This is a genomic window from Smaragdicoccus niigatensis DSM 44881 = NBRC 103563 (assembly GCF_000380645.1).
GTDB classification, from domain to species: domain Bacteria; phylum Actinomycetota; class Actinomycetes; order Mycobacteriales; family Mycobacteriaceae; genus Smaragdicoccus; species Smaragdicoccus niigatensis.
In genome coordinates this window covers 75,372-100,631 of the sequence record NZ_AQXZ01000015.1, presented here as the reverse complement: position 1 = coordinate 100,631, position 25,260 = coordinate 75,372, and the positions used below count along the sequence as shown (strand labels likewise).

Sequence of the window (25,260 nt, the reverse complement as noted above, 5' to 3'; positions counted from 1 at the left end):
TTCCGTTTCCCGCACCGCGCCGGTCGATCAACGTCTTTTGTTCTCGTCCTATGCGTGTTCATTCTTGCCGGAATCGCAGGACGAGAGGTGCGCGGCGATTCCGAATGGTCGCACCAGTGCAACCGCGAACGACGGTACTGTGACGCAAGTGACGAAATAAATCGAATGGGAATAATGAGGAAATGGTGCAGATTGTGAATTAGCTGTGCGATTTCCTGTTAATTCACTGGTAGCGAATGGATTTCAGACAAATGTGGGTACGCCCTCAGTGAGGGGCAGTGTGACTAAGATCACACGATCGCGGCGGCGTGTCCCGCTAGTTTCGTGGCCCGTAGTAGGTAACGGCCTGGTCGTTGTCGACGATCTGCTTGCCCAGCGGCATGAGTGACACCGGAATCAATTTGATGTTCGCAATGGCGAGCGGAATTCCGATGATCGTGACGGCCATTGCGATCGCGGTGATGACGTGGCCGATGGCCAGCCAGATGCCCGCGAAGATCAACCAGATGATGTTGCCGAGCATGGCGCCGGCACCCGCACCGGGCTTGTCGATGACCTTCTTGCCGAACGGCCACAGCGCGTAGACGCCGATCCGGAAGGACGCGATGCCGAACGGGATCGTGATGATCAGGATGCAGCAGATGATGCCGGCCAGGAAGTAGCCGAGGGCCAACCACAGGCCCCCGAAAACCAGCCAGATGATGTTCAGAATCAGTCGCATCGTCGGGGTCCTGTCGGCCGTTGATCTGGTGTGGATTGTCGGGTTCCAGAGTAGCCAGTTCAAGGTCAAAAGCGTTTGCACAGGGTGATCACGCGCGGAGTACACTGGCCGACAGTCGCGTCCTGTGCTGCGTTGCACAATCAGGACGCATTTCTTTCGCAAGTGGACAGTTGAGCGGCGCAAACAGCGTCGTCAACGTCGGGAATGAACGGGTGAACAAGTGCCTACCGGCAAGGTGAAGTGGTACGACGTCGAAAAGGGCTTCGGCTTCCTTTCGCAGGACGAAGGGGAGGACGTCTATGTCCGCTCGTCGGCGCTGCCGAAGGGTGTCGAGGGTCTCAAGCCTGGCCAGCGCGTCGAATTTGGTATGGCGGCCGGTCGTAAGGGTCCGCAAGCGCTGACCGTCAAGGTTCTCGACCCGATTCCGTCCGTGACGACGAGTCAGCGTACGGAGCGTCCGCGCTCGGAGCCGGCGCCGAAGAAGTACACCGCCGACGTCCTGCACGGTCTCATCGAAGACACCATCAAGACCCTCGAGTCGACGATCCAGCCGTCCCTCCAGCAGGGCCGGTACCCGGACCGCGCGCACTCGAAGAAGATCGCGGAAATCCTCCGCACGCTCGCTCGCGAGCTCGACCACTAGGTCCCACTCACGCGAAAGAGCCGCTCACCACACGGTGAGCGGCTCTTTCGCTACGTCTGATCAGAGGGTGCGAAGCGACCAGTAGGCGCGGGCGTAGGGGAGTCCGCTCTCGTCGATGAGCGCAGACGGCTGCTGTAGCTCGATGAGAACGAGTTGGTCCTTCGTCGGGATGGTGAACGACGCCATGCGTGGGCCGCTGAAGTGCTGGACCTGCTCGTGGTAGATCACGCCGTCCCGCGTGATGTATTCGAGGACGAGGTTCCACGGCGCATCGGCGATCTCCGCCGGGAGCGAGACCTGGAGGACGTCGCCCCGCGGGACGAGCAGGATTGCCTGCCGGCGGTCTTGGCAGTTCTCGAGTTTGATCGAGCAGTACCGGGTCGGCTCGACCTCGATGGACTTGCCGTTCGCGTAGGCGGTGAGTGTGGGTGGCTGCTTCGGCGCACGCTGGATGAGCCAGAACTCAACCGCGACGAACACGATGGTGAGCAGCGCAAAGCCGACTGCGACGAGCGCGCCGATCCGCTGGATTCGGGGCGACAGGTTCAGTGGACACCACCTTGTAGTTCGCGATCGGCGACCTCTTGGTGCGGGTGCACCGGACGACGACCGCCGAGGCCGGGAAGAATCGACTTTCCACGGTACGTGAGGAAGGTCTGCAGGCTACCGATGGCCGCGATGACGGTGATAACAGTGAAGCCGAGCCACCACTTCGTCGGCAGGAAGACGCCGATCGCGCCGCCGATGACCCAGCTCAGCTGCATCACTGTCTCCGACCAGCCGAAGCCGGAGGCGATCGATTCGCTGGGGAGGTCGTCCTGGATGCAGGCGTCCAGCGATACCTTCGCCAGCGCGCTCGCACCCGACGCGACGAGCGTGGCCAGGGCCGCGGTGGCGAGGTTGTCCGCGAGAGCCGGGAGCAGGCAGCACGCGGCGACCGCGGTCACGCAGTAGACGATGGTCAACGGCGGATTGGCGAGCTTGATGCGGGTTCCCGCGGCATTGCCCGCGAAGTTTCCGATACCGGCCGCCGCGCCAAGGCCGCCGAGAACGAGTGCCTGTCCCCAGAAGCCCTCGCCCGTCTTGGCGACGAACGCCGCGAACAGGGTGATGAATCCCGTGACGATGCGAATGGTCCCGTTGCCCCACAGACCGGCGACGACGGTCCGGCCGAAGGGCTGGCGACGCTTGCTCGGCGCGATTCCGGTGCCGCCGGGGGAGTGCAGCGGCCCCGTGTGTTGTGGGTCGCCGTGGTACCTCAGCGACGCAGGAACTTCGCCTTCGGTGACCTCGACGTGCGCCGGAATCCGCAGGCTCAGGAAGCATCCGGTCGCGGCGAGGACGACCGCGAACCACAGGGCTCCGGCGGAGCGATCGAATCCGAGGGCCCCGCCGAGAACCGATAGACCGGCGGCGATGGCTCCCGCGCCGATCGTCCCGCCGATGAGACCGAAGACCGTCAGCCGCGAATTCACGCGGACGAGGTCGATGTCCGGCGGGAGAACACGTGGTGTGACCGCACTCTTGAGCACGGAGAACGACTTGCTCATGATGATCATGCCGAGCGCGGCCGGATAGAGCAGCCAGCTGTGGAACTTGAACACCAGGATCACGGCCAGCAGGATCCGCGCCCCGAACGATGCCGCGAGCGCGATGCGACGACCGTGCTGGAGTCGGTCCAGCAGGGGGCCGATGAGCGGCGCGATCAGTGCGAACGGTGCGAGCGTGATGAGAAGGAACAGAGCGACAGGTTCCTTCTCGCCGGTCGCGGCGGAGAAGAAGAGAGTGTTCGCGAGGGCGACTGCCATGGCCGCGTCGGTCGCGAAGTTCGCCATCACGGCGTAGGTCAGGGCAGTCAGACCGGACTTGTCGGCGCCGTCCGCCTTGGCGGCCCGGAAGAATGACTCGATGCCCTTATTGGTGAGTTCGCGGCTGCGGAAGGCGGCGACGCGGGTCACCGTCAGCTTCTTGGGCATCCGCGGTTCGCCTGGATTCGAGTTCACGTCGCGTGGGGCTTCCTCCCGCGGGCGACCAGCCGAACGAATCGGTTCGTTCGGCTCGAATTGGTCGTAGGGGGTCTCGTGGGCTTCGGGTTGCACCGGGCGTTGCTGCGGTCCGCGCGGACGTTCCTCGAAGTCCGGAGAATACGGCGGGTACTGGTGGTAGCCAGGGTGCTGTCCGTGAGAATCGAAATCCGGAGGTCGGCCAGCCACGACCCCATTCTTGCGCATGACCGCATCGAGTACGACAGGGACATGTCTGAGCGCCGGGATTGGGGCGGGTGTGCCGTGAGATGAAGCAACTTCGTGCGAATCGCCGTCCAGCGACTACGCCGGACGATTCATGCGGCAAAATGGGTAGACGTGAGCGCTGCTACTCCTGAGTCCACTGCTACGGCAGAGCCGACGACCTGGTCCATGCTGGAGTCTGGTGCTGCCGTCGCGCGTGCTGCGCTGGCAGACGTCGGCGCCGACGGTGTGGGCGAACACCTCGGCGTGACCGCTGAGGACGAGGTTTCCGCCACCCATCACTTCGCGTGCACGATGTCCGGCTACCGCGGCTGGCAGTGGGCCGTCGTCGTGGCAGCCGTGACTGGTTCGAGTGCGGTGACCGTCAGCGAGTCGGCACTCCTGCCTGGACCAGATGCCCTCATCGCGCCGGAATGGCTGCCGTGGGACCAGCGCGTGCAGCCGGGCGATCTGTCTCCGGGCGACCTTCTCGCGCCGGCGCCCGACGACCCGCGACTCGTCCCCGGCTTCGCTGCCACCGGCGACCCGGAGATCGACGACGTGGCCTACGAGTCCGGACTGGGCCGCCGTCAGGTGCTCAGCCTTGAAGGTCGCCTCGACGCTGCTCAGCGTTGGTACGACGGCGACTACGGCCCGAACTCCGACATGGCGAAGTCCGCACCGTCCATCTGCGGCCTGTGTGGATTCTTCACCCCGCTCGCCGGTGCACTGCACGGCGTCTTCGGTGTCTGCTGCAACTCGATGTCGGCCGACGGACACGTCGTCCACTTCAGCTACGGATGCGGCGCGCACAGCGACGTCGCCGCGCCGACCGGAATGGGCTCTCCGGCGTTCGAGCCATTCGACGACGCAGCGATCGAGCTCGTGGAGATCGAACCGCGGGCTGCGGTAGAGGCGCCGGTCGAAGCAGCTCCAGCTGAGTGACCCGTTCGGCACCGCCGAGCTGCGCGTAGCGCTCCTTGACGCGTGGCGACGGTCGCCGACGCGGCTGATCGAGGACGCGGCTACCGAAGCCGACCACGTCCGCGGGGGCTATCGGGACCGTGTGTTCACCGAGCTTGTCCAGAACGCGGCCGATGCGGCGAACCGTGCCGGTGTTGCCGGCGTCGTGTCGGTGTGGGCCGATGGCGAGTCTGTCCATGTCGCCAATACCGGCGAACCGATTGACCGAACCGGCGTCGAATCGCTGGCATCGTTGCGCGCATCCCGCAAAGACGTGGATTCGGTCGGTCGCTTCGGCGTCGGGTTCACGTCGGTCCTGAGCGTGAGCGACGACGTCGAAATTCGTTCACAGTCGGGTTCGGTCCGGTTCTCGGCGGCGTTGACGAAGAGTGAGCTCTCGGCCGTGGGAATCACGGCCGAGAAGGTGCCGGTTCTGCGGTTGGCCTGGCCGTCGGACGCCGCCGTCCGAACCGGCTTTGCCACCGAGGTTGTGCTGCACGACGTCCGTGGCGGCGCTCGAAACCTCCTGCGCCAGTTCACGGATCAGGTGTTCGATCTGCTGCTCGAATTGCCGTCTATCGCCTCGATAACCGTCGATGGGCAGACATTCGAACGTCGCGAGCGGGCTCTCGGGAACGGTCTGACCGAAGTCGTCATCGCGGACCGCGTGTGGTGGCAATTCGTCGGCCCACATGCCCGATGGTTGTTGCCCATTATCGCCGGGCGGCCGGTGGCGTCGGCGCCCGACGTTCTCCGCGCGCCTACCCGCTCCGACGAAGAACTGACGCTGCCGGTGATTGTCATCGGTTCCCCGTCGCTCCAGCCGGATCGCCGCCGGATTCTGCCCGGCTCGCGGGTCGAGCACCTCATGGACGGGTACGGACAATTCGCCGCGGCGCTTCCTTCCGAGGATCGGCTCGTGGTCGTGCCACGCGCGAGGTTTGCCCGCGGCGACATCGACGCGCTCCTGCGCGAGGCGGCTCTCCAACAGCTTCAAACCAGCGCTTGGCTACCGGTTGTCGGCAGTGACGATCCGGTTCGGCCTGGGCGTGCCGTCGTTCTGCCGGGACTGTCCGCGGAACTGGAAGACGTACTCGCCGATACCGTTGATGGCCTCATCGCCGCAGATCTTTCCGGTCGCCACCAGCTTGCGGCGCTGCGCGCGGTCGGCGCGCACGAAGTCGGTCTCGCGCGGCTGGCCGACCTTCTGTCCGGTCTCGACCGCGAACCCGGCTGGTGGAGAAGACTTTACGACTCCGTCGAGCCGCTGGTCGTCGATGCAGTCGCAGTTGAGGAGCTCGGTGGCCTGCCGGTGCCGCTCGCCGACGGCCGCACCGTCACGGGACCGCGGACGACTCTGCTACCGAGCGATCTACCCGACGACCCGGCACTCGCCAATGTGCATTGGGCTCGGCTCGTGCACCCGGATGCGGCGCATCCCCTGTTGGCGAGACTTGGTGCCGCGCCGGTGAATGCCGCCGGTCTGCTGAGCGATCCGGCGCTTGAGCAGCTGGTTCTCGACGGCGAAGACGTTGCCGACGTCGTGCTGGTGCTGGCCGCGGCGGTGGCCGATGAGGAGCTGCCGACGTGGCTGGGACTTGTCGAACTCGCCGACGACGACGGAGACCACCGACCGGCCGACGAGCTGCTCCTGCCCGACGCGCCGCTGCGATCGCTCCTAAGCGTGGACGCGCCGTTCGGGACCGTCGCGGACGACCTCGTGCACAGATTCGGCGCGGGGGTGTTGCGCAAGCTGGGTGTGGGATGGTCATTCCTCGTCGTTCGCGACGAGAGCCCCACCGGTCCCGACCACGAACTGCCGGACGAGGAACAGTGGTGGGCACAGTGCGCCGACGAACCCGAGACGCTCGCCGCGGTTCGCGACCTCGATCTCATCGATGACACCGCCTGGGAAGAAGCCATCTCGGTCTTGGCGAACGATCCGGAAACGGCATCGATCGTCGCGGATCGTGCGGGTTACACGGCGTGGTGGCTGCGGAACCATGGTGTGATCGGGGACCGACGTCTGGGTGCATTCTGCGATCCCCGCGATCCTGTTCTCGCCGGGCTGCTCGATCCATATCCGGGGGTGGTCGTCGTACCAGCGCTCCTCGCCTCCCTCGACGATCTGGATGCGGACTTCGCGCAATTGCTCGTGGACCGGTTGGCGAACGAGAGTCGCACGCCGAACCCAGCCGCGATCGTGCGAGTGCACACCGTCCTCGCGACGGCGGTGGCCGAGGGGCGCCTCGAGCCCATGGACATTCACCTGCCGGACCGAGTTCGCGCGATTGATGGTTCGCTCGTCAACGCCGACGATGCGATCGTGCTCGATCAGCCGTGGCTCGCGAGCGTGGTGCCGGCTTCTCGTCTCGTCGTCAGTGGTTTGTCGACTGCGGGTGTACTTGCACACCTTCTTGATCTGCCGTTGGCCTCGAATGTCGTTTCGGCGCAGATCGTTTCGGCCGGCGTAAAGACGTTGTGGGCGAATGAGCCGGAGTTCGTTCTCGACGCCGTCGCCCGTGGGATCGACCTACCGAGCGGACCCGTCGTGGTGCACGACGACCTCGTCGTCAAGGTCAGTGGAGCGGTCGACGGCACGTTCAGCGTTCGCGAATGGGTCGACGAAGCCGGCGTCACAAACCTTTGTCGACGTCGATGAGTCCTTGCTGAGCGCCCTTTTTCCCGAGGCGGGCACTCCGGCGCTGGACCGTGAACATGAGGTAGCCGACGCCGCCGAGCGCCATTCCCATGAGACATGTCGGGCGGGCGTCCATCCAGAGGTCGCCGCTGGCCCACACCACCGCAGTTGCGATAGCCCACAGCAGAGTTCCGATCGCCAGAACCGGGCGCGGGTCGGTCAACCGCTTCGGAATCTGGGGAACCTCCTGCTCGGACACAGTCACAGGATACTTCGGCCACGGTATGCCCGTCTGCCAACCGGTAGCCGGTCGATATCGTGTGTCGGTGGCCCATATCGTCGACATCGAGGACCCGGCCGACCCCCGCGTCGATGATTTCCGCGACCTCAGCAACTCCGACCGACGTCCGGATCGCCCCGGCGGACAGGGACTCGTCGTCGCTGAGGGTGTCTGGGTTGTCGAGCGGATGGCACGTTCCCGGTTCCGGCCGCATGCACTGCTCGGCGTCGACCGGCGATTGAGCGAACTTCACGGCGTCCTAACGGATCTCGACGTGACGTACTTCCGCGCGACGGCCGAGGTGATGGCGCACATCGTCGGGTTCCACCTCAACCGTGGCGTCCTTGCCGTCGCGCACCGACCGGAGCCGTTGACCGTCGCCGAGGCCTTGGTCGACGCGACGACGGTCGCGGTGCTCGAGGGGGTCAATGATCACGAGAACATCGGGTCGATCTTCCGCAACGCGGCAGGGCTCGGTGCGTCGGCGGTGTTGTTCGGCGATCGATGCTCGGACCCGCTGTATCGGCGCTCGGTGCGCGTCTCGATGGGGCATGTCCTGCGTGTTCCGTTCGCGTCGGTACCGGATTGGCCGAACGGTCTGCAGTTACTGCGGGACAGCGGCTTTCAGATCGTTTCGCTGACGCCGGACAAGACGGCTCCGCCGCTATCCCGGGCCATGACGGGGGAGAAGGTCGCGCTGCTGCTCGGCGCGGAAGGTCCGGGCCTGACCGCCGAAGCGATGCGGGCGAGCGATGTTCGTGCGCGTATCCCGATGTCGCGCGGAACCGATTCGCTGAACGTCGCAACAGCGGCGGCGGTGGCCTTCTACGAGCGCTCGCGGTAGGAGGAGGGCGTGAGCATACGGAGCGAGTACCGCAGCGAAGCGAGGAACGCAGCGAGGAGCGGAGGGTCCGACGGACCGCGCCGACCGCACTAGCATGGATTTGTGAGCTATCCACCCGACCTCGAGAAGCCGTCGCCGACGTGGGTAACCGGTTCGGTCGTCACGGCCTTGACCTTCGGCCTGGCAATGGTCGGAATGTATGCGTTCGCTGCGTCGCTCATCGAAATCAGTCCGTGGCTGGCGATCGTGTTGCTGGCCGTGATCATCGGCGGCAGCGCCCCGACCGTGTGGCGGTTCCGCGAGCGACCGGTTGCGCGGTGGGTCGTCTACGGGATCGCCGGGGGAGTCGCGGCGGCGTGTGGGGCACTCATTTTCTCGGCGCTGTTTGCCGGCTGACGTAACCCCGAAATGGGGAAGAGGCCCTGTGCACGCACAGAGCCCCTCCCCTTTGAGAAGTACTTATTCGTTGCCCGCGCTGCGGACTCCGAGGAGAACTTCGTCCCAGCTGGGCATGGACGGTGTGTTCTTCTTCGACTTGGCTGCCGGGCGCTTGATCGGTGCCGGAGCGGCGACCTCATCCTCGGCCATCTCGAAGACCTCGAGGTCCTCGACGACCATGTCTTCGGCGATGAGCATTTCCTGCACCGGCTCGTCGGCCTTCTCCTGCTCGCGAACAGCGGTGAGTCCGCGGATCGGGCGGCTCTGCTCCGGGTTCACGAGACCGGCAGCGATCTCGTCGAGAGCGGTGATGGTGCCGCCGTGCGCGTCGCTCTGCCACTTCCAATGCGCGGCGTTGCTGGTGCGGCCGGACTGCCACTGCAGCTGCAGAACCCACTGGCCGTCGGTGCCCTTCCAGGCATCCCACGTTGCGGTTTCCATGTCGAGTCCGCGTGCGCGGAAGGCGGCCTTGACGATCGCCTCGACGGAGCCCTTGGTGATTCCACCGTCTTCGCGGATCGGGTGGCCCTTCTTGGCAGATTCGGCGGCCCGGCTGCGCTCGAGGAGCACGGGGTAGGCGAAGCTCTCGATGCGGTAGGTCTGCATTCCGGTCATCGCGGCAACCTGCTCGACCGAGGCGCCGGCACGGATGCGGGCCTGGATGTCGCGTGGGCGAAGCGTCTCTTCGGCCTCGATCTCGGTGCGACCGAAGAATGCGACATCACCGCGGACCGCGGCGCGCAACTTGTCATCGACGGCGATGCGGAACTCGTTGCCCGAGTGCGGGTCCGCGAGTGTGACGTAGCGGCCTCCGGACGCGATGCCCACTACCTTGAGTTCCTGCATGACTAGCCTCCGACTTATGCCGCACTGGTCGCCTTTGATTTCGGACAGTAACCGATCTGTGACCTGCGACTCGTTCAACACGCCGAGGATTCGCACAAGATCGAGAAATCGGTGGAGTGTCGGCTTAGATAGTTGATTTGCGTTTTGCGATTTCGCGGGATGCAGTGTGTTAATGGACCTTCGCCTCGTCGTCTCCGACATGGATGGAACTCTGCTCGATGAGCAGCGTCACGTGCCGGATGAGTTCTGGCCAGTCCTCGATGAAATGCGTCGTCGCGGGATTCTCTTCGTGCCCGCGAGTGGGCGCCAGTACGCGACGCTGTCGACGCTGTTCGAGCAGGTCACCGATGGTTTGGCGTTCATCGCAGAGAACGGCGCGTATGTCGTCGTCGATGACGCCGAGTTGACGTCCTCGACCCTTGATCCGGGTTTTGTCCGCGCGGTCGTCACGGCCCTGAGAACCCTCGACGAGAGCTACGACATCGGCATCGTGGTGTGTGGAAAGAAGTCGGCGTACGTCGAGCGGACAGACCAGGCATTTCTCGATGAGGCGAATCAGTACTACGTGAAACTCGCACACGTCGACGATGTGCTGGCCGTCGACGATCAGATACTCAAGATCGCGATTTACGACTTCGCCGATGCGGAAACCTCAACCGCGCCTCGGCTCGAGCAATTCCGGGAGACCCATCAGGTGGTCGTGTCGGGCGAGCATTGGATCGACCTGATGGCGAGCGATGTGAACAAGGGGCACGCGGTCAAGGCGCTGCAGGAGAAGTTCGGGATCACGCCTGCGCAGACAGTCGCGTTCGGCGACTACCTCAATGACCTCGAGATGCTCGACGCCGCGGAGCATTCCTATGCCGTCGAGAACGCGCACCCGGCGGTGTTGGAACGCGCGCGCTGGCGGGCGCCGTCGAACACTGAGCAGGGCGTCATCACCGTGCTCCGGGACCTGCTCAGCTAGCGACAGGAGAAGACCCGGGCCACCAGCAGTCCCGACACCGGCGTGCACGAGGCTTTGATCCACCCGACGAACCCGGGCACCAACCGGAGGCGGCCCCTCGTGAGGATGACGATCTGCGCCTTGTGGCGCGTCATTGCCCCGGTCACCTGTTCAAGCGTCAGGTAGCCCGTTTCGATCCGGACGAGCGACGTGTCGACCAGTTCGGGAGGAACTCGCAGTCCGAGTTTCGACGCAAGAAATTGATCGTCGGTGACGATGTAGCGTTCGGAAGCGGTCACCCGCTCGAGTTCGGTCATGGCCCATCGCGGGTACGGATCGTCCGAGTGGAAGGCCGTGACGCTGGCGGATCCGGCAGCGACGGTCATCACCGCGACGGCAATGACGGCACATTGTTTCGACCATCGGGCCGCGCTGGCGATCAGGGTCGCGAGGAGCAGGCTCGCAGCCGGGGCGAGTGCGGCGAAGTGGTGCTCCCAGAGCGGGGCGAGTACGAGCAGGGCAGCCGCCGTGGCGCCGAACCAGCTGAGCGGCAGCATGTTTGACCGCCAGCTCAGTGCCGCCGCGATGACGAATCCGATGACTCCCGCGCTGATCAGCGGGTCGTGCAGGGCCGTCAGCCACATGTCCAGGCGGGCTGTGTGGTTGCCGCCGAACCCCGCTTGAGCCTGCTGATGGAAGCGGACGGTCTGGTCATAGAACGCCGCGAGGCTGTCGGCGAAGCGGCCGAGGACGAGGGCGGTCGTGGCCACTGCGCCGGCCAGCGCGCTGAGCACCACCCGGCGATCGATCGGCCGATTGCGCACAGCGATCACGATGAGCGGGACCAACGCGGGAGCAGCGATGAACTTTGTTGCTACCGCCAGAGCGAAGAGCGTTCCGCAGAGCGCGGCGGTGGTCAGCCGGGTCGCCGGTCGCGAGTGTCGAACCGCGTAAAGCCCCGCAGCTATCGACCAGATCGCCAGTGCCAGTGCCGGCACCTCGGCCTGCAGCGTTCTGCCGGCGTTGAGGAACAGCGGATCGAGGGCGAGAAGCGCCGCCGCGAGAAGGCCCACGGACTTCTTCGAATGCAGGCTGCCCACGACGTAGATGCCAATAATCGCTGCTGCCCAGAACGCGACGACCGTCAGCCGGGCCGCGACGATGCCCGCGCCGAACGGCAGCGCTAGATCGATGAAAACCGGTGGCTGCGCAAGGAACACATCGCGATACGGTTCGAATCCGTCCGCGACCGCGCGCAGCGTCTGGAGGTAGACACCCTCGTCATAGTCGCTGGGGTATCGCCAGCACGCGACAATCTGAACGACCGTCAGGGCCGCGAAGGTGCACAGGCTCAAAGTGGCGAGAAGCCACGTGCGAGACCGTGCGCCCACGCGTTCCTGCAGTGCGGTCGTCAAGCGCGCGCCTCCGTCGAGTTTCGTTACCCGACGGATTGTGCACGATTGTCAGCTCTGGCTGGCGAGCCACTCGTCGACTCGTCGCTTTGCTTCCTCTTCGGAAACATCCTCGACGCGGGTCATGATCGCCCAGCGGTGACCGAACGGATCGAGGATCGCGGCGTAACGGTCGCCGGTGACGAACGTGCTCGGTTCGCCATAGCCCTTGGCACCGGCCTCGACGGCGGCCGCGTAGACCTTGTCGACGTCGTCGCAGTAGAGCACGGTCGAGCGGCTGACGTTGTCGTCGCCAGTGGGCGCAATGAGGTTGTGGGCAGGTGCGGGATCGCCCAATTGCATTCGGCCGGTGGGAAATTGCAGTTCGCAATGGGCGACGGTGCCGTCCGGGAGGTCGTTGCGAGCGACCACGGTCCCGCCGAAGACGTTCGTGTAGAAGTCGACGGCCTTGATGGCGGGGGAACAGACGAAGAACGGGGTGAGACTCGTGTAGCCGGTGGGAATCGGTTGAACTGTCATACCTCGAACCTGCCAGCATGGTGTCGTGGAGTCTTGGAAAAACCCGTCACGTCCCGCGGCTCGCTCCTTGCCGCCGGACGCCCGCTGGCCGGCGACGGGAACCGAATCCGGGATCGTGCAGCCGCAACGGCTCCAGCGGTTCGCGCGTGTCGATCGTCTGCCTTGTGCGGCCGAGCTCGCTCCGTGGATCGAGTACTACTGGACGGTCCGATGGGATGTCGGCGACGAGTTTCCGATGGTGTCGCGCGTTGTCCCGCACCCGGTGGTGACGCTGTCGCTGGAGTCGGGCTCGGTTGCGCGCTTCGGCTTCGAGATGCCGGCCGCTTTGGTTCACGGAGTCATCACGGGGAAGTTCGCCGTCGATATCACGGGGTCCGGTCGGGCCTTCGGTATCCGTTTCCGCCCAGGTGGTTTCGGTGCGTTTACCCGTGTGGACGTGGCGGACTGGACAGACCGGGTCGACCTGATGTCGACGGCCATGCCCGGCGCCGACGATCTTCTTGCTCGGGTGCTCGCGGTGGAGAGCGACGCCGACCGCGCGAAGATCGTGGACGATGCACTGCGCCTCCTGGTTCCCGAACCTGATCCGCAGTACGAACGACTGATGTCGATCGTCGCCGGGATCATCGCCGATCCGACGCTCACGACGGTCGAATCGGTCGTCGAGCGCTTCGGGGTGGCCGAGCGAACCCTGCAGCGACTCTTCCAGCGCTACGTCGGGGTATCGCCGAAGTGGGTGCTTCGGCGATACCGCCTGCACGACGCGATGAGCTACATCGATCGCGGCCGCGACGACTTCGCAGATCTTGCGGTCGAGCTCGGGTGGAGCGATCAGTCGCACTTCACGAACGAATTCCGGGCCGTCGTCGGAATGACGCCGGGGGAGTACCAGCGCGGGATCTGATTAGACCCAGGCCAACTCCGCCTGTTCGTCGACGCGGGAATCCCAGTCGATGACGTAGCGCTGTTCGCGGCTCATGACCTCGTTGAGCTTCATCATCTTGGTGGCCAGCGGCATCAGAACGGGCAGAGTCCGGCGCATGATCGGACCCATCGTCTTCGTCTGATTGATCCGCTTGCCGCGCTTGGCGATTCCCTCGACGCGAGGTCGGCGGATGCGCTCGTAGGTGTCGAACGCGGTGGTCGGATCGTCGATATCGCGCAGGCACCGCGCGAGCTGGATCGCACTTTCGATCGCGAGCGACGCACCCTGACCGGTGCTGTTCGACGGGGCATGAACGGAGTCGCCGACGAGAACCATCCGCTGCGAGTGCCAGTGCGGAACCGGCGGCATGATGTGGTTGCCGCCGATGGCAACAAGGTCCGCGGGATCGGTGCCGGCGATGAGTTCGCCGGCCGGGTTGTCTCCGCCGTAGGTGGCCTCGAGGATTCGCAGCCAATCGACTGCTGAGATTTCGCGAGCCTGCGTCGAGGTCAGGTACCGATGCGGCAGATTCGCGCCCCAGCCGACGCGCCCGTCCGGCTGGGTCCAGTAGATGTAGTAGGCGTTCTTGCCGTAGGAGAACGTCATCGTTTCCTCTGGCAGAGTTCGATCGATTCGGGCATAAGCGCCGAAGCCCAGGACGCCGGTGTATTCGGCGTCGGGCGCGTTCGGGTCGATCAGGGTGCGCACGAGCGACTTGATTCCGTCGGCACCGATGAGGATGTCAGCGGTCGCCGAGGTCCCGTCGGCGAAATGCGCGACGACTCCGTCGGGGTTCTCCTCGGCGTTGACGAGTCGCTTGTTGTATTCGAATTCGATCCCGGCCTTGACTGCGTGGTCATGCAAGACGGACTGGAGGTCGCTTCGATCGACGACCTGGAGCGGTTCCACGTCCTTGAGTGCGGGGAGGGGAACGGACTTGCGGCCGAGGTTCATCACGGTGTGCGTCATCGGCAATGCGATCGCTCGCACGGCGTCGCCGGCTCCGATGACGTCAAGAGCGGCTAGTCCGTTCGGTGCGAAGCCGAGCGTGCTGCCGATATTGAAGGCGGGGCCCGCGTAGGCCTCGAAGACGCGGGCTTCGACGCCTGCCTTCTGCAGGGCGCAGGCGGCGACGGGTCCGGCGATGCCGCCGCCGATGATGAGTGCGGTTTTCACGGTCATGGTTGGGTTCCTTCGGAGGGTGTCCGAACGGCCGCGCACGCGAGGTACCCCGATATCCTTGAGTTGCCAGACTCGGGCCGGGTTTTCGTGCGAGCGATGCCGGTTCGGGAGGGTGATGGATCGGGCCCGGTGACGTGTTGCCGCACTTCGCCGGGCCTGGTTTCTTTGGTCAGTCGTCTGGAGTGGCCAACCTCCTCTGCATCTCGCGCCACATGTCCAGGTCAGGGAATGATCCGGAGGCCAGGGAGTCGCGGAATTCCTCGACCCATTGGGCCTCGGCTTCCTGTATCGCGATCTCGAACTCGTCCTCGACGACGAAGATCCTCGGAAGTCCGTCGGGCAGATTCTGCAGCGCTGCTCTTCGTTCGGCGATTCTTGCGCGCAGCGTCGAGAGTCGTTCCGTCAGAAGTGAAATCACGTCGTCAGGCGGCAGCATCGCCATGATCGACAGGCCGGCGATGAAGGACTGCGAATCGCGGGACGGTGTCGACAGCAGTTCCTTGAGCCACGAATCGAGCTCGACTCGGCCGTCCCCGGTGATCCGGTAGATCACCCGCTCCGGGCGCGCCGTAGGGCGTTCACTGCCGACGACTTCGAGCAATCCGTGACGTTCAAGGTTCTGCACGACCGTGTAGAGCGAACCCCACTTGATCGACATGTCGCGGTCCTTGCCGCGCGATTTGAGGACCGACGCGATCTCGTACCGATGCATCGGTCGCTCCGCGAGGCACGCGAGAACCGCAAGGGCGAGAAGGTTGCTCACCTTGCGATCCGACATGTCGTCCTCCTTATTCGTATACGAATATACGTGTACGAGTATTTATGTGGCAAGAGGTCAGAACGGCGGAGGTGCCAGCTTGTCCCGCAGGTTCTCTACTTGTCGGTGTTGCATGTAGAGCCTCCTCAAGGACCGCAGTGTTTGCTGCTGGGCCGGGTCGTCCGCGAGGGCGATGTCGTTGAGCGTCGGGCCCGGCGTGTCGGGTCCGATGTGGGTTTCCCACCAGGTGGGGTGGGCGAGTTCTTTGTCCAGGTCGTCGGCATGGATCCAGCCGCCAGTGTCAGGTTCGATCTCGAATCGATCGACGTTGGGTGCGAGGTTCGCCGTATAGGGCCCGGCTCTGGTGATCCGGGTCATCCCGTTCGGCGACGTCCACAGGACCCCCGATTTCACGCGTCGGCAGCCCCACAGCTTCTTGGTTTTCAGCTGGTGATGGGCTTTGCAGACGGGTTGGAGGTTGCTCACGATCGTCAAACCCCCGAGGGTCGGGTTGTCGTGGTTGAACGGGTTGATGTGATCGAGTTCGCAGTCCCGCGACGGCACGCAGCAGCCGGGGAAGGTGCAGGTCGGGTACATCGCCCGCACCACCGCCGCGACCGTCGCGTCGGGCTTGTATCGCAGGGCACTGTTCGACCGTGGCGGTGCCACCAGCGGCTTTGCCGGCAAGGTAGCGGGCTTGCGGACGCGACCGCAGTCCACGAGCGGCAGCGAATCCCCCGACCGGGGCTTGTCCGCGAGGGCGGCGAGTTCGGCGAAGATCGCCTGCCACGCCGCATCACCGGCAAGCTCGCGCACGAGTTCGGTCGGGATCGGGGTCCCGTCATCCAACGTCGCGGCCCCGTTCTTCAACGCCAACAACGTCTTGATGTCCACCAGGATCTGCAGCAGAAACTTCCGGCGGGTCGGTTGCTCGACTCCCGCTTTGGGGCAGTCGGCATCCTCGCACCGGCACACCAACACCGTTTCCCCATGCAACAGCGCCATGAGTCCGTCCGCGCGCCGGGCGTTGCGGGTGCGTGGGTCCTTAGGGCAGACGGTTTCGGCGATCTCGTTGATCAACCGATCCGCCTCATGACCCTCCAGATCAGTGATGCACGCCGACAGCCACGACAGGCCGTTGCCCTCCTGCCGGACGTACACAGTGCGACTGACGCGCTGGTTCACCTCACGCGCGGCAGCGGCTTCCTCCGGGTTCACCTCGAACCACAACGCCCACAACCGGCGCCGCAACGGACCCGGCGTCAACCGTTGCGCCAGCGGAACCAGGCGCGGCTCGACACCGTCGATCGTCTCGGCGCACGCGTCCCGGAACACGGACACGATCGTCGACACCGACGCGTAGTCGATGACCCCGGCTTCGAACGCCGCGTGCACCAGCGGCAGTCGATGCCACAACTGACTGCCGGTCTCGACTAACAGATCTGCGGCCCGCTTGGAGATCCCGAGCGCGACCGCGACCTCGGTGATCGCGGAGAACTGCACCTCCACCGGATCGGGAGCTGACGCGATCTGCCAGTCCCAAAACTCATGCGCGGCCATTGCCTTCCGGCAGGCAGCCGCGTTCTCCGCCTGCGCGAGCTGGACGAGATCGTCGAGCGTCATGCAGTCGGTGTCAGGGGCGAGATCACTATCGAACACGCATTCGACTCTATACCGGGGGTCCGACAAGTAGCGCCCTGACCAGCAGGAATGTGCAAAATTTGCGGTGGTTCACACCGTCGCGATCGTCAACCCAGCCAGCCGCTCCGCCTCTCCGACGACCTCGATGTGCGTGATCGCGTCACCCTCGATCTCGAAGGTGAGGACGAGCCACAGGTGCCCGCCAGGCGCAACGACGATGCCTGGCTTGCCGTCGATCATCGCGACCTCGCCGTTTCCGGCGCGGGTGGTCGACGCCAGTGCGCCGCGTGAGACGGCCTTCCGGCCGCGCAGGCTGATCTCGCGGCCGGTGGGCGCAGCGGTGGCGTCCGCGTGGATCGTCACCTCGGGGTCGAGCAGTCGAATCAGGGCGTCTAGGTCGCCGCTCCGTGTGGCGGCGATAAACCCGTCGACGACTCGGCGACGGCGGGTGAAGTCGGGAGAATGCGACTCCGCACCACCGCGCACCCGCCGGCGGGCTCGGGACGCGAGCTGGCGCGTCGCGTCGGGCGTGCGACCGACGATCGTGGCGATCTCGTCGAAGGGCAGGTCGAACATGTCGTGCAGTACGAACGACAACCTCTCGGCGGGCGACAACGTATCCAGAACGACCATGAGCGCGAGTCCGACCGAGTCGGCGAGAACCGCTTCTTCCTGCGGAGTCGACTCGAGGCTCGGCTGGGTCTCATCAAGCTCGAAGTTCGGGTGAGCGGTCCGTGCCCGCAGCATGTTCAGACTGATGCGCCCCACCACCGTCGTCAGCCACGCCGACAGGTTCTCGACCGCTTCCGTGTCCGACCGGCTGACTCGGAGCCACGCCTCCTGGACTGCATCGTCGGCGTCGGTCAGAGAGCCGAGTACTCGGTACGCCACGCCGCGGAGCCGCGGTCGCTGCGCTTCGAATGCGTTTGTCAGCCATTCGGTTTCAGAATTCTCCGGCATTTGTGTCACATTCCCTCGCCTCGAAGTGTCAACCCGATAGACCCGCGAGAGCGGGAATTTGTGACAAGCACAAAGGAGAAATGTGATGGCCCCGTTCCTTGCTCCCATCGAGAACCCGACCAACCCTGCGAAGCGACTGCTGTTCGCGGTTGTGCGCAAGCAGATGGGGTTGGTCCCGAGTCCGTTCAGCGTGTTCGTGGCGCGCATGCCGCTGGCGTTCGGGCAGTTCTACGGAAAGGTCTCGCAGCTGGACAAGAAGCTGACGATCTCGCCAGACCTGGCCGTACTCGTCCGATCGCGCGTCAACAGCACCAACAGCTGCGAGTGGTGCATGGACGGCAGTCGCTGGTTCGCGCAGAAGCGTGATCCGCATCTGATCCCGAAGATCGACGCGATTCGGGCATGGCGCACGAGTCCGCTGTTCAGCGATGCGGAGCGAAGTGCGCTCGCCTACGCGACCGAGCTGACCGAGAACAAGCACGTTGAACCCGAGACCTTCGCCGAACTCACGCAGCATTACAGCGAGCGCGAAATCTGCGACATCGTCTGGCTCGTCGCGAGCGAGCATCTGTACAACATCAACAACATCGGGCTGAACATCGGCTCCGACGGGCTTTGTGCACTTCAGCCATAGAAGCGCCTGAAGGCTCGGTCCGAATGGGACCGAGCCTTCAAAACTTGAGGATCAGAGCTGGCCGACAACCCAATCGACGCACTTGGTGAGTGCCTCGACGTCCGACGGGTCGATCGCCGGGAACATGCCGATGCGCAGCTGGTTGCGGCCGAGCTTGCGGTACGGCTCGGTGTCGACGATGCCGTTGGCGCGCAGGACCTTCGCCACCGCGGCGGCGTCGACGTCGTCGCTGAAGTCGATCGTGCCGACGACCTGCGAGCGCAGCGCGGGGTCGGTGACGAACGGCGTCGCGAACGAGGATGCCTCGGCCCACGAGTACAGGCGCGACGACGAGTCCGCGGTGCGCTTGGTCGTGAAGTCCAGGCCGCCTTGGCTGTTCATCCACTCGATCTGGTTCGCGAACAGCAGCAGAGTTGCCAGCGCGGGGGTGTTGTAGGTCTGGTCCTTGGTGCTGTTGTCCAGTGCGATCGGCAGCGACAGGAACTCCGGAACCCAGCGGCCCGAGGCGCCGATCTCGTTGACGCGCTCGATCGCGGCGGGGCTCATGAGCGCGATCCACAGACCGCCGTCGGCCGCAAAGCATTTCTGCGGGGCGAAGTAGTAGACGTCGGCATCGTTGATGTCGACCGGAAGACCGCCGGCACCCGAGGTGGCGTCAATCGCGATGAGGGCGTTCTCCGAACCAGCCGGACGCTGCACGCCAAGTGCGACACCGGTCGAGGTCTCATTGTGTGCCCAACCGATGAGGTCGACGGACGGGTCCGAGACCGGGGTCGGAGCCGAGCCCGGGTCAGCCTTGACGACGATCGGGTCACCGATGAACGGGTTGCCCTTGGCGACGGACGCGAACTTCGACGAGAACTCACCGAACGTCAAGTGCAGCGACTTCTCGCGGATGAGACCGAATGCGGCAGCATCCCAGAACGCGGTCGAACCGCCGTTGCCCAGGACGACTTCGTAGCCCTCGGGGAGGGAGAACAGGTCGCGAAGGCCGCCGCGCACGCGAGCGACAACGTCCTTGACGGGCTTCTGGCGGTGGCTGGTGCCGAACACCGAAGCGCCCGTGTCGACGAGCGACTGGAGTTGCTCGGGACGAACCTTCGACGGGCCACAACCGAAGCGGCCATCGACCGGCTTGAGGTCTGCGGGGATCTGGAGCGATGCTGCATCTGCCATGGTCACAGCGTACTAAGAAGTTCGGTGAGCGCTGGACTTGGGGCTAAGCGGTCAGGAGTTGTTTGTCCTCCAGCGAGACAAACTCCCAACCCTGGGCGCGCAGCGTTCGAATTGCCCCGACGACGCCGTCACCGGACCGAGAATTCGGCTGGTTCATGTGCGCGATGATGATCGCTCCAGGGGCCGGGTTCGACATTTGTGCGATGACCGCATTCGCACTGAGCGTCGCGCCGCCGTCGCCGTTGATTGCGAATCCGATCGGGGTCTCGCCGAGATCGGACACGATTCGGATCGCGACGTCGTCATAGAACGCAGTCCCCGAACGGAAGAACGTCGGTTCCTTGCCGGAGATCTCGGTGAGCAGTTGGTGGCAGCCCCACACCTCGTCGATCGCCTCTTGTACGGAGTGAGTGCCGACGATGTTGTAGGCGGAGCGGCCCGACACCGATAGCGGAACATGGCGGGTGCCGTGGTTGCCGATGGTGAACAGCGGGTCCTTCGCCAGGTCGTCGGCAATCGCCCGGTTGGCTTGCACCCAACGCGAATTGAGGAACAGGGTCGCCGGGACGCGATCCTGCCGGAGAGCAGCGATGATGCGGGCGTCGTATCCCGATCCGCGTTGCCCGCCGCAGGCGTCGAGCGTGAGCGCAATCTGGCGCGTCGACGTCTGGAATCTGGACACCGTCCCGCGAATTCCTGTTCCCCACGCCGTCGGCTGGAGACCTGCGTACTTCGCCGACTGACGTGTTTCCAAGACCCGGAACTTGGACAGGTTTGGATAGCGAATCGGTGGGGAATCTGAACCGAAGACGACGTCCACGACGCCCTTGGGTGCCTCGGCTGTGACGCGACTACTGGCCGCGAAACCGGTCAGGGTGACGGCTCCACCGAGGGTGACCGCAGACAGGAACGCGCGCCGCGTGAACGGGCGCGGCGCTGCGTCATGTCGGTCTGGGGATTTCACTGGTTGAAAACCATACGGTCCCGACGTTGATCGCGCAGGTCAAGCTCTCGCTGACGTCGCGCGAATGCTCGGATAGCGTTGTGCTGTGGCCCCTGCGCGCAATTCCGATGATCTTGCCCACATGCGTGTCGACTACTCCGGCCCGGCCGTGGAGTTGACCGAGGATGCGTGCGCGGCCGGGTGGCGGCCGATGTTCGAATCCTGGCTTGCCGCCGCGATCGAGGGCGGCGTCTCCGAACCCAACGCGATGGTGTTGGCGACGATCGGCGACGACGGACTTCCGGCGACTCGAACGGTCCTCTGTAAGGGCCTGAGCGACACCGGCATTGCCTTCTACACGAACTATGAATCGGGCAAGGGGCGTCATCTTGCCGCACGTCCGGTGGCCTCCGCGACCTTCGTCTGGGCATCGATCGCTCGGCAGGTGACCTTCCGTGGCGATGTCAGTCGAGTACCCGAAGCCGTGTCCGACGAGTACTGGGAGCAGCGACCCCGGGGTGCCCGGCTCGGCGCGTGGGCTTCCGAGCAGTCGAACCCGATCGGATCTCGCACTGAACTCGACGCGAAATTGAGCCAGGTCGAGGAGCGGTTCGCGAAAGTCGACGACATTCCGCGTCCGCTCGGTTGGGGTGGATTCGAGATCACGCCGCGCACCGTCGAGTTCTGGCAGGGACGCACGAACCGCCTCCACGATCGGATCCGGCTGACGCGCACGACCGACGGTTGGGACGTCACGCGCCTGCAGCCGTAGGTCGACCTTCGATGGGCACGACTCAAGTGGGACACGCAGCCCACTTCTTGCCGATAACCTGCGCCTATGAGCAATTCCGCGCCGCTGCAGCAGTACTACGAAGCTCGCCGCGCCAGCGGCCTCGAGGTCAAACAGATGATCGACGAACTCGACCCGGTCGACAACGCCGTCGAGATCACGCATCTGAGCATGGAGGTACTCACGCCTCCGTTGCTGGGGTACCTCGGATACTCCGCCGGATTTGCCAGGACTCTTGGCAATCCAGCTGTTGCGCACCGGATCTGGCGAAACGGTGAAGGGGACCAGATCGTGGCATCGGCCCGGCGTGACGTCGACACTCTGGCGTTCTTCGGACTCTTCATGCGCTATGGATTCGGAACTGACAAAGCTCAGGGAATTTACGACCGCGTGCAGGACATCCACCGCACCGTCAAAGGCATCGGCAACGAGACGCAGGTCCACGTGCTGGGAATGCTGATCTTCGACCAAGAGCGATTCGCCAAGAACTACGGACACGAGTGGTTCTCCGACAAGGAGAACGAGGCGCGGTTTCACTTCTGGGTGGGCGTCGGTAAGGCGATGCGACTCAAGGATGTACCCGAAACCCGCGAAGAGTTTCTGACCTGGATCGACGACTACGAAAAGCGCTGGTTCGAGCCATCAGAAGCAGCGCACGAATCGTTCAAAGGGCTGATCAAAGGGGTGTCCGAATACGTTCCGCTACCGCTGCGGCCCGCGGTTCGAGAACTCCTTATCGAAGGGACGAGCGCGGAGGTTCGGGAACTGTGTCTTTTCGACAGCCCTCTCCCCGTCGGAAAATTCGCCATGAACCCGATCGTGAAGGTATTGGCAACCGCACGACTCGGGGCGTTTCACCGGCTCGATGCCAGCTGGGTGACAAGCTTCAGCAGGCTTGGTGAGGACCCAGACATTTCCGCGATGGGCTACCAGCCGAAGGCCTGACTTCAGTCCTGGGAGGGTTTCAGATGTGGGAGGCCGTTACGGCGGCTCGGCACGCAGTCGAGTTGGCGCACTACCGGATGACCAGGTCCCAGCACCATCGCGCCGACCTCGCGGCGCTGGCGAAGCTGGAAAGAGTGCCGGTGGAGCTTCCCGTTGGGCTCGAGCTCGAATGGCTCGGAGTGGCCGGATACCGCCTCACCTTCGAAGGCCAGACGCTGCTGATCGATCCGTTCGTCTCGCGTTTTCCGATCAAGGATCTCGTGCTCCGGCGCACGGTCCTGCCGGACCCGGAGCGGATCGCGGCCTTCGATCCGCGCGGGAAGGTCGTCGGTATTGCCTGCGGTCACGCCCACTGGGACCACTCGCTGGATGCTCCCGCTTTCGCACGCCGATTCGGGTGCGCCGCGTACGGGTCAACGTCGCTCGCAAACCAGATGGCGCTACACGGGCTGGCCGGGCAGGCGGTGACCGCTGAGCCGTACTACCGATACCAGCTGGGTCCGTTTGAGGTGTCCTTCACGCCGAGTGTCCATTCGAAGCTGGTGCTGGGGCTCAGTATCCCGATGGACGGCGACACGGACGCCACCTCCCTCGAACAGATGTCCGCACCGCACTACAAGTGCGGTCAGACCTGGGGCATTCGCATTGCGGTCGCCGGCATCGTCATCTACCACCAGGGGAGCGCGGACCTCGTCGACGACGCGGTGCGGGACCGCGACGTCGACATCTTCCTCGCCGGCATAGCCGGCCGAAATTTCACGCCGAACTACTGGGAGCGGGTGCTCACGCGGTTGCGACCCAAAACTGTCGTGCCGATGCACTACGACGACTTTTTCGCCACACTCGAAGATCCCATCGGATTTCTCCCCCAGACCAATCTGGCGTGGGTCGCGGACGAGATCCGGGCCGTCTTGCCCGATGTCACGGTCGCCGCGCTACCGCGCTTCGGGGTCGTGGCCTGACTCCTCAGCAGTTGGCGAATGAATTGTTCGCCCCGAAGACACCAGGGTTTCAGCAGCTCAGGGTCTGCCCGTCGGAGCCGACGTTGGAGACCGTGCACCCGGGAGTGCGGGCCGTGAGTCGATTGTTGCTGCCGTTGACATTCTCGGCCCGGGAGTCTCGTGCCGTGGCCTTCACGACGTTGTTGCTGCCGACCTCGGACACTGCTCTGCTGTTGTAGGCGGTGGCAGTGGCGGTGTTGTTGTCGCCGACTCCGGCGAAAGCGGTTGTTCTGTCGCCCTTCGCAGTCGCTGTGTTGTTGTTGCCACTCGTGGCGTAGGCACCCGCGTAGTCGCCCTTCGCAGTCGCTGAGTTGTGGCTGCCGTCTTCGGCGTAGGCAAGGGCGCCTTCGCCGTTCGCGGTCGCGCGGTTGAAATCGCCGGTGGCAACTGCCTCACTGTCATTGCCATTGGCGATCGCAACGGAGAACCGCCCACTGCTGGCGCACTCGGCGGTTCCGTACTTGGGACCTTGATGACCGTTCACCGAGACGCACCCGTTGGGTGCGGCATTCGCGCTCGGGAGTACTCCGAGCAGTCCGCCGCTGAGGGCTACTCCCACAACGGCAGCGCTGATACGGCCGGACCAACGGACGACAGATCGAGACATGAGGAACCTTTGAGTTCGGGGGGACAGTGCGCAGCCCTGGAACAGACGAAGTCTTTGTCGGGCGATATGTCGGTTTTACACGGGGGTTCTCCAAAACGCCCAGGTTCTCCAAAACCGTCCGCGGGTCGCCCGGGGCCCGCGCAACGGGTGACTGTCTCGCAGGAGTCACCTGATCGAATAGCGGATTCGCCCCGCATCCATCAAGCTCACCCGCGAAACTTGAACCCATGCCGACGACTTACCCCATCGCGTTCGGGTCATATCGAGCCGACATCGCCGCGACGGGCGCTGGCCTGCGTGCACTCGAGACCGAGAAGGACGGGCAGCCCTGGCCGCTCACCGAGACCTGGCCGGCGGGGGAGAAGCCCCCGTTGTCTGCGGGCCTGATTCTTGCGCCGTGGCCGAACCGCGTGCTCGACGGAAAATTCACGTTCGCCGGCGTCGACCATGACCTCGAGATCACTGAACCCGCACGAAACAATGCAAGTCACGGGCTGGTGCGTCGGCGTGACTGGGATCTCTTGAGCCATAGCGAGTCTCGCGTCGAGCTCACGATCGAGGTCGGCGATGAACCGGGCTGGGGATTCCCGATGCGTTTCGGCGTGACGTATGAATTGAATGCGTCCGGACTCACCGCAACGCACACGGCCACGAACATCGGCGAGACCGCGGCCCCCTTCGGCTTCGGAATGCACAGCTTCGCGCGGGTCGGTGACGTGCCGCTCGACGAGTGCACTCTCGAATTCCATGTGGGCGTGCGCGCAGATCTCGACCCGGACCGACTCGTTCCCGTCGGCGATCTCGTGCCCGTCGCCGGCACGGATTTCGACTTCTCTGAACCCCGCAAGCTGGCGGGCGTGTGGCTCGACACACCGTTCACCCACATCGCACGTGAATACGACGGTCGAGCGCGCTATGTGCTGCGCGCACCCGATGGAAATGGGACAGTTCTGTGGGCCGACGAGGGCCTGCGCTGGGTGCAGATCTTCACCGCTGATCCGGAGAAGGGGCAGGCGTACCCGAACCGCGGGCGAGCGTTGGCGATCGAGCCAATGTCGTGCCCTGCCAACGCGTTTAACTCCGGCACGGACCTGGTGATTCTGGAACCGGGCCAGATGTGGGCGGGATCATGGGGAATCCATGCGGTCTCGTGAAGCAGTGAACAATCACGCCGAATCGCAGGTACCGTGAGCCTCACGAAACGTGCCTGCAACAGGC

At 64.6% G+C, this 25,260-nt stretch carries 26 protein-coding genes; 12 read left to right on the top strand and 14 right to left on the bottom strand.

The genetic code is table 11. From position 1 onward, the window contains the following. Positions 1 to 316: 316 nt before the first annotated feature. Positions 317 to 721 carry a YccF domain-containing protein gene (locus tag F600_RS0108990; protein WP_018160276.1) on the bottom strand — a complete coding sequence of 135 codons (405 nt, stop codon included), beginning with the start codon at positions 719 to 721 and terminating at the stop codon, positions 317 to 319. A gap of 220 nt (positions 722 to 941) precedes the next feature. On the opposite strand from F600_RS0108990, the gene F600_RS0108985 reads away from it, so the two are divergent. Continuing rightward, on the top strand, positions 942 to 1,364 hold the full coding sequence (locus F600_RS0108985; RefSeq protein WP_018160275.1) for a cold-shock protein: 423 nt from the start codon (positions 942 to 944) through the stop codon (positions 1,362 to 1,364). 60 nt (positions 1,365 to 1,424) lie between these two features. On the opposite strand, the gene F600_RS0108980 is transcribed toward F600_RS0108985, so the two are convergent. Continuing rightward, on the bottom strand, positions 1,425 to 1,844 hold the full coding sequence (locus F600_RS0108980) for a DUF2771 family protein (RefSeq protein ID WP_018160274.1): 420 nt from the start codon (positions 1,842 to 1,844) through the stop codon (positions 1,425 to 1,427). Between the two features lie 65 nt (positions 1,845 to 1,909). Beyond that, positions 1,910 to 3,577 (bottom strand): MFS transporter, encoded by a 1,668-nt coding sequence (locus tag F600_RS0108975; protein WP_026306329.1) that lies wholly within the window; start codon positions 3,575 to 3,577, stop codon positions 1,910 to 1,912. A gap of 204 nt (positions 3,578 to 3,781) precedes the next feature. Between F600_RS0108975 and F600_RS0108970 the strand changes: the two genes are divergently transcribed. Both F600_RS0108970 and F600_RS0108965 read left to right on the top strand, forming a co-directional pair. After that, entirely contained in the window at positions 3,782 to 4,537 is a 756-nt protein-coding gene (locus tag F600_RS0108970; RefSeq protein WP_018160271.1) for a DUF3027 domain-containing protein, read from the top strand. 121 nt (positions 4,538 to 4,658) lie between these two features. Continuing rightward, positions 4,659 to 7,217 (top strand): sacsin N-terminal ATP-binding-like domain-containing protein, encoded by a 2,559-nt coding sequence (locus F600_RS0108965; protein WP_018160270.1) that lies wholly within the window; start codon positions 4,659 to 4,661, stop codon positions 7,215 to 7,217. Here the strand turns inward: F600_RS0108965 and F600_RS0108960 are convergent. Next, on the bottom strand, positions 7,192 to 7,455 hold the full coding sequence (locus F600_RS0108960; protein ID WP_026306327.1) for a DUF2530 domain-containing protein: 264 nt from the start codon (positions 7,453 to 7,455) through the stop codon (positions 7,192 to 7,194). The genes F600_RS0108965 and F600_RS0108960 overlap by 26 nt on opposite strands. 67 nt (positions 7,456 to 7,522) lie before the next feature. On the opposite strand from F600_RS0108960, the gene F600_RS0108955 reads away from it, so the two are divergent. Further along, positions 7,523 to 8,320 (top strand): TrmH family RNA methyltransferase, encoded by a 798-nt coding sequence (locus F600_RS0108955; protein ID WP_018160268.1) that lies wholly within the window; start codon positions 7,523 to 7,525, stop codon positions 8,318 to 8,320. Positions 8,321 to 8,422: 102 nt separating this feature from the next. Further along, positions 8,423 to 8,716 (top strand): DUF2537 domain-containing protein, encoded by a 294-nt coding sequence (locus F600_RS0108950; RefSeq protein ID WP_018160267.1) that lies wholly within the window; start codon positions 8,423 to 8,425, stop codon positions 8,714 to 8,716. Between the two features lie 63 nt (positions 8,717 to 8,779). On the opposite strand, the gene sepH is transcribed toward F600_RS0108950, so the two are convergent. Beyond that, positions 8,780 to 9,604: a septation protein SepH gene (gene sepH, locus F600_RS0108945; RefSeq protein WP_018160266.1), complete on the bottom strand. Its 825-nt coding sequence runs from the start codon at positions 9,602 to 9,604 to the stop codon at positions 8,780 to 8,782. Positions 9,605 to 9,776: 172 nt separating this feature from the next. Here sepH and F600_RS0108940 point away from each other — a divergent pair, with 172 nt between their 5' ends. Further along, the gene (locus tag F600_RS0108940; protein ID WP_018160265.1) at positions 9,777 to 10,571 is read left to right on the top strand and encodes a Cof-type HAD-IIB family hydrolase; all 795 of its coding nucleotides are present in this window, start codon (positions 9,777 to 9,779) and stop codon (positions 10,569 to 10,571) included. Here F600_RS0108940 and F600_RS0108935 read toward each other — a convergent pair. Together F600_RS0108935 and F600_RS0108930 are read right to left on the bottom strand one after the other, a co-directional pair. After that, complete coding sequence (locus F600_RS0108935; RefSeq protein WP_018160264.1) at positions 10,568 to 11,965, bottom strand: glycosyltransferase family 39 protein; 1,398 nt, start codon at positions 11,963 to 11,965, stop codon at positions 10,568 to 10,570. The two genes, F600_RS0108940 and F600_RS0108935, sit on opposite strands and share 4 nt — an antisense overlap. A 48-nt stretch (positions 11,966 to 12,013) precedes the next feature. Next, positions 12,014 to 12,481: a VOC family protein gene (locus tag F600_RS0108930; RefSeq protein ID WP_018160263.1), complete on the bottom strand. Its 468-nt coding sequence runs from the start codon at positions 12,479 to 12,481 to the stop codon at positions 12,014 to 12,016. A gap of 25 nt (positions 12,482 to 12,506) precedes the next feature. Here F600_RS0108930 and F600_RS27570 point away from each other — a divergent pair, with 25 nt between their 5' ends. Beyond that, on the top strand, positions 12,507 to 13,385 hold the full coding sequence (locus F600_RS27570; protein WP_156024497.1) for a helix-turn-helix domain-containing protein: 879 nt from the start codon (positions 12,507 to 12,509) through the stop codon (positions 13,383 to 13,385). Here the strand turns inward: F600_RS27570 and F600_RS0108920 are convergent, their stop codons facing one another. The 4 genes from F600_RS0108920 to F600_RS0108905 all read right to left on the bottom strand — a co-directional run bounded on the left by F600_RS0108920 (position 13,386) and on the right by F600_RS0108905 (position 17,946). Then, positions 13,386 to 14,588 carry an FAD-dependent oxidoreductase gene (locus tag F600_RS0108920; protein ID WP_018160261.1) on the bottom strand — a complete coding sequence of 401 codons (1,203 nt, stop codon included), beginning with the start codon at positions 14,586 to 14,588 and terminating at the stop codon, positions 13,386 to 13,388. A 169-nt stretch (positions 14,589 to 14,757) separates the two neighbouring features. After that, entirely contained in the window at positions 14,758 to 15,366 is a 609-nt protein-coding gene (locus F600_RS0108915) for a PadR family transcriptional regulator (RefSeq protein ID WP_018160260.1), read from the bottom strand. A 57-nt stretch (positions 15,367 to 15,423) separates the two neighbouring features. Then, positions 15,424 to 17,004 (bottom strand): HNH endonuclease signature motif containing protein, encoded by a 1,581-nt coding sequence (locus F600_RS27565; protein ID WP_156024496.1) that lies wholly within the window; start codon positions 17,002 to 17,004, stop codon positions 15,424 to 15,426. 72 nt (positions 17,005 to 17,076) lie between these two features. Beyond that, positions 17,077 to 17,946 carry a sigma-70 family RNA polymerase sigma factor gene (locus tag F600_RS0108905; protein WP_018160259.1) on the bottom strand — a complete coding sequence of 290 codons (870 nt, stop codon included), beginning with the start codon at positions 17,944 to 17,946 and terminating at the stop codon, positions 17,077 to 17,079. An 85-nt stretch (positions 17,947 to 18,031) separates the two neighbouring features. Between F600_RS0108905 and F600_RS0108900 the strand changes: the two genes are divergently transcribed. Next, complete coding sequence (locus F600_RS0108900) at positions 18,032 to 18,580, top strand: carboxymuconolactone decarboxylase family protein (protein WP_018160258.1); 549 nt, start codon at positions 18,032 to 18,034, stop codon at positions 18,578 to 18,580. A 51-nt stretch (positions 18,581 to 18,631) separates the two neighbouring features. Here F600_RS0108900 and serC read toward each other — a convergent pair whose 3' ends face one another. Further along, on the bottom strand, positions 18,632 to 19,756 hold the full coding sequence (gene serC / locus F600_RS0108895; RefSeq protein ID WP_018160257.1) for a phosphoserine transaminase: 1,125 nt from the start codon (positions 19,754 to 19,756) through the stop codon (positions 18,632 to 18,634). A gap of 43 nt (positions 19,757 to 19,799) precedes the next feature. After that, positions 19,800 to 20,720, bottom strand: a complete 921-nt coding sequence (locus F600_RS27560) for a polysaccharide deacetylase family protein (protein ID WP_018160256.1) — start codon at positions 20,718 to 20,720, stop codon at positions 19,800 to 19,802. A gap of 85 nt (positions 20,721 to 20,805) precedes the next feature. Here F600_RS27560 and pdxH point away from each other — a divergent pair, with 85 nt between their 5' ends. From pdxH to F600_RS0108875, 3 genes are all read left to right on the top strand, one after another. Beyond that, positions 20,806 to 21,471, top strand: coding sequence for a pyridoxamine 5'-phosphate oxidase (gene pdxH / locus F600_RS0108885; RefSeq protein WP_255222413.1), 666 nt, complete (start codon positions 20,806 to 20,808; stop codon positions 21,469 to 21,471). Positions 21,472 to 21,537: 66 nt separating this feature from the next. After that, on the top strand, positions 21,538 to 22,434 hold the full coding sequence (locus F600_RS0108880; RefSeq protein ID WP_018160254.1) for an oxygenase MpaB family protein: 897 nt from the start codon (positions 21,538 to 21,540) through the stop codon (positions 22,432 to 22,434). A gap of 23 nt (positions 22,435 to 22,457) precedes the next feature. Next, complete coding sequence (locus F600_RS0108875; RefSeq protein WP_018160253.1) at positions 22,458 to 23,396, top strand: MBL fold metallo-hydrolase; 939 nt, start codon at positions 22,458 to 22,460, stop codon at positions 23,394 to 23,396. A gap of 49 nt (positions 23,397 to 23,445) precedes the next feature. On the opposite strand, the gene F600_RS0108870 is transcribed toward F600_RS0108875, so the two are convergent. Then, positions 23,446 to 24,042 (bottom strand): hypothetical protein, encoded by a 597-nt coding sequence (locus F600_RS0108870; protein WP_156024495.1) that lies wholly within the window; start codon positions 24,040 to 24,042, stop codon positions 23,446 to 23,448. Between the two features lie 227 nt (positions 24,043 to 24,269). Here F600_RS0108870 and F600_RS0108865 point away from each other — a divergent pair, with 227 nt between their 5' ends. Further along, the gene (locus F600_RS0108865) at positions 24,270 to 25,196 is read left to right on the top strand and encodes an aldose 1-epimerase family protein (RefSeq protein ID WP_018160251.1); all 927 of its coding nucleotides are present in this window, start codon (positions 24,270 to 24,272) and stop codon (positions 25,194 to 25,196) included. The last annotated feature ends 64 nt before the right edge of the window (positions 25,197 to 25,260 follow it).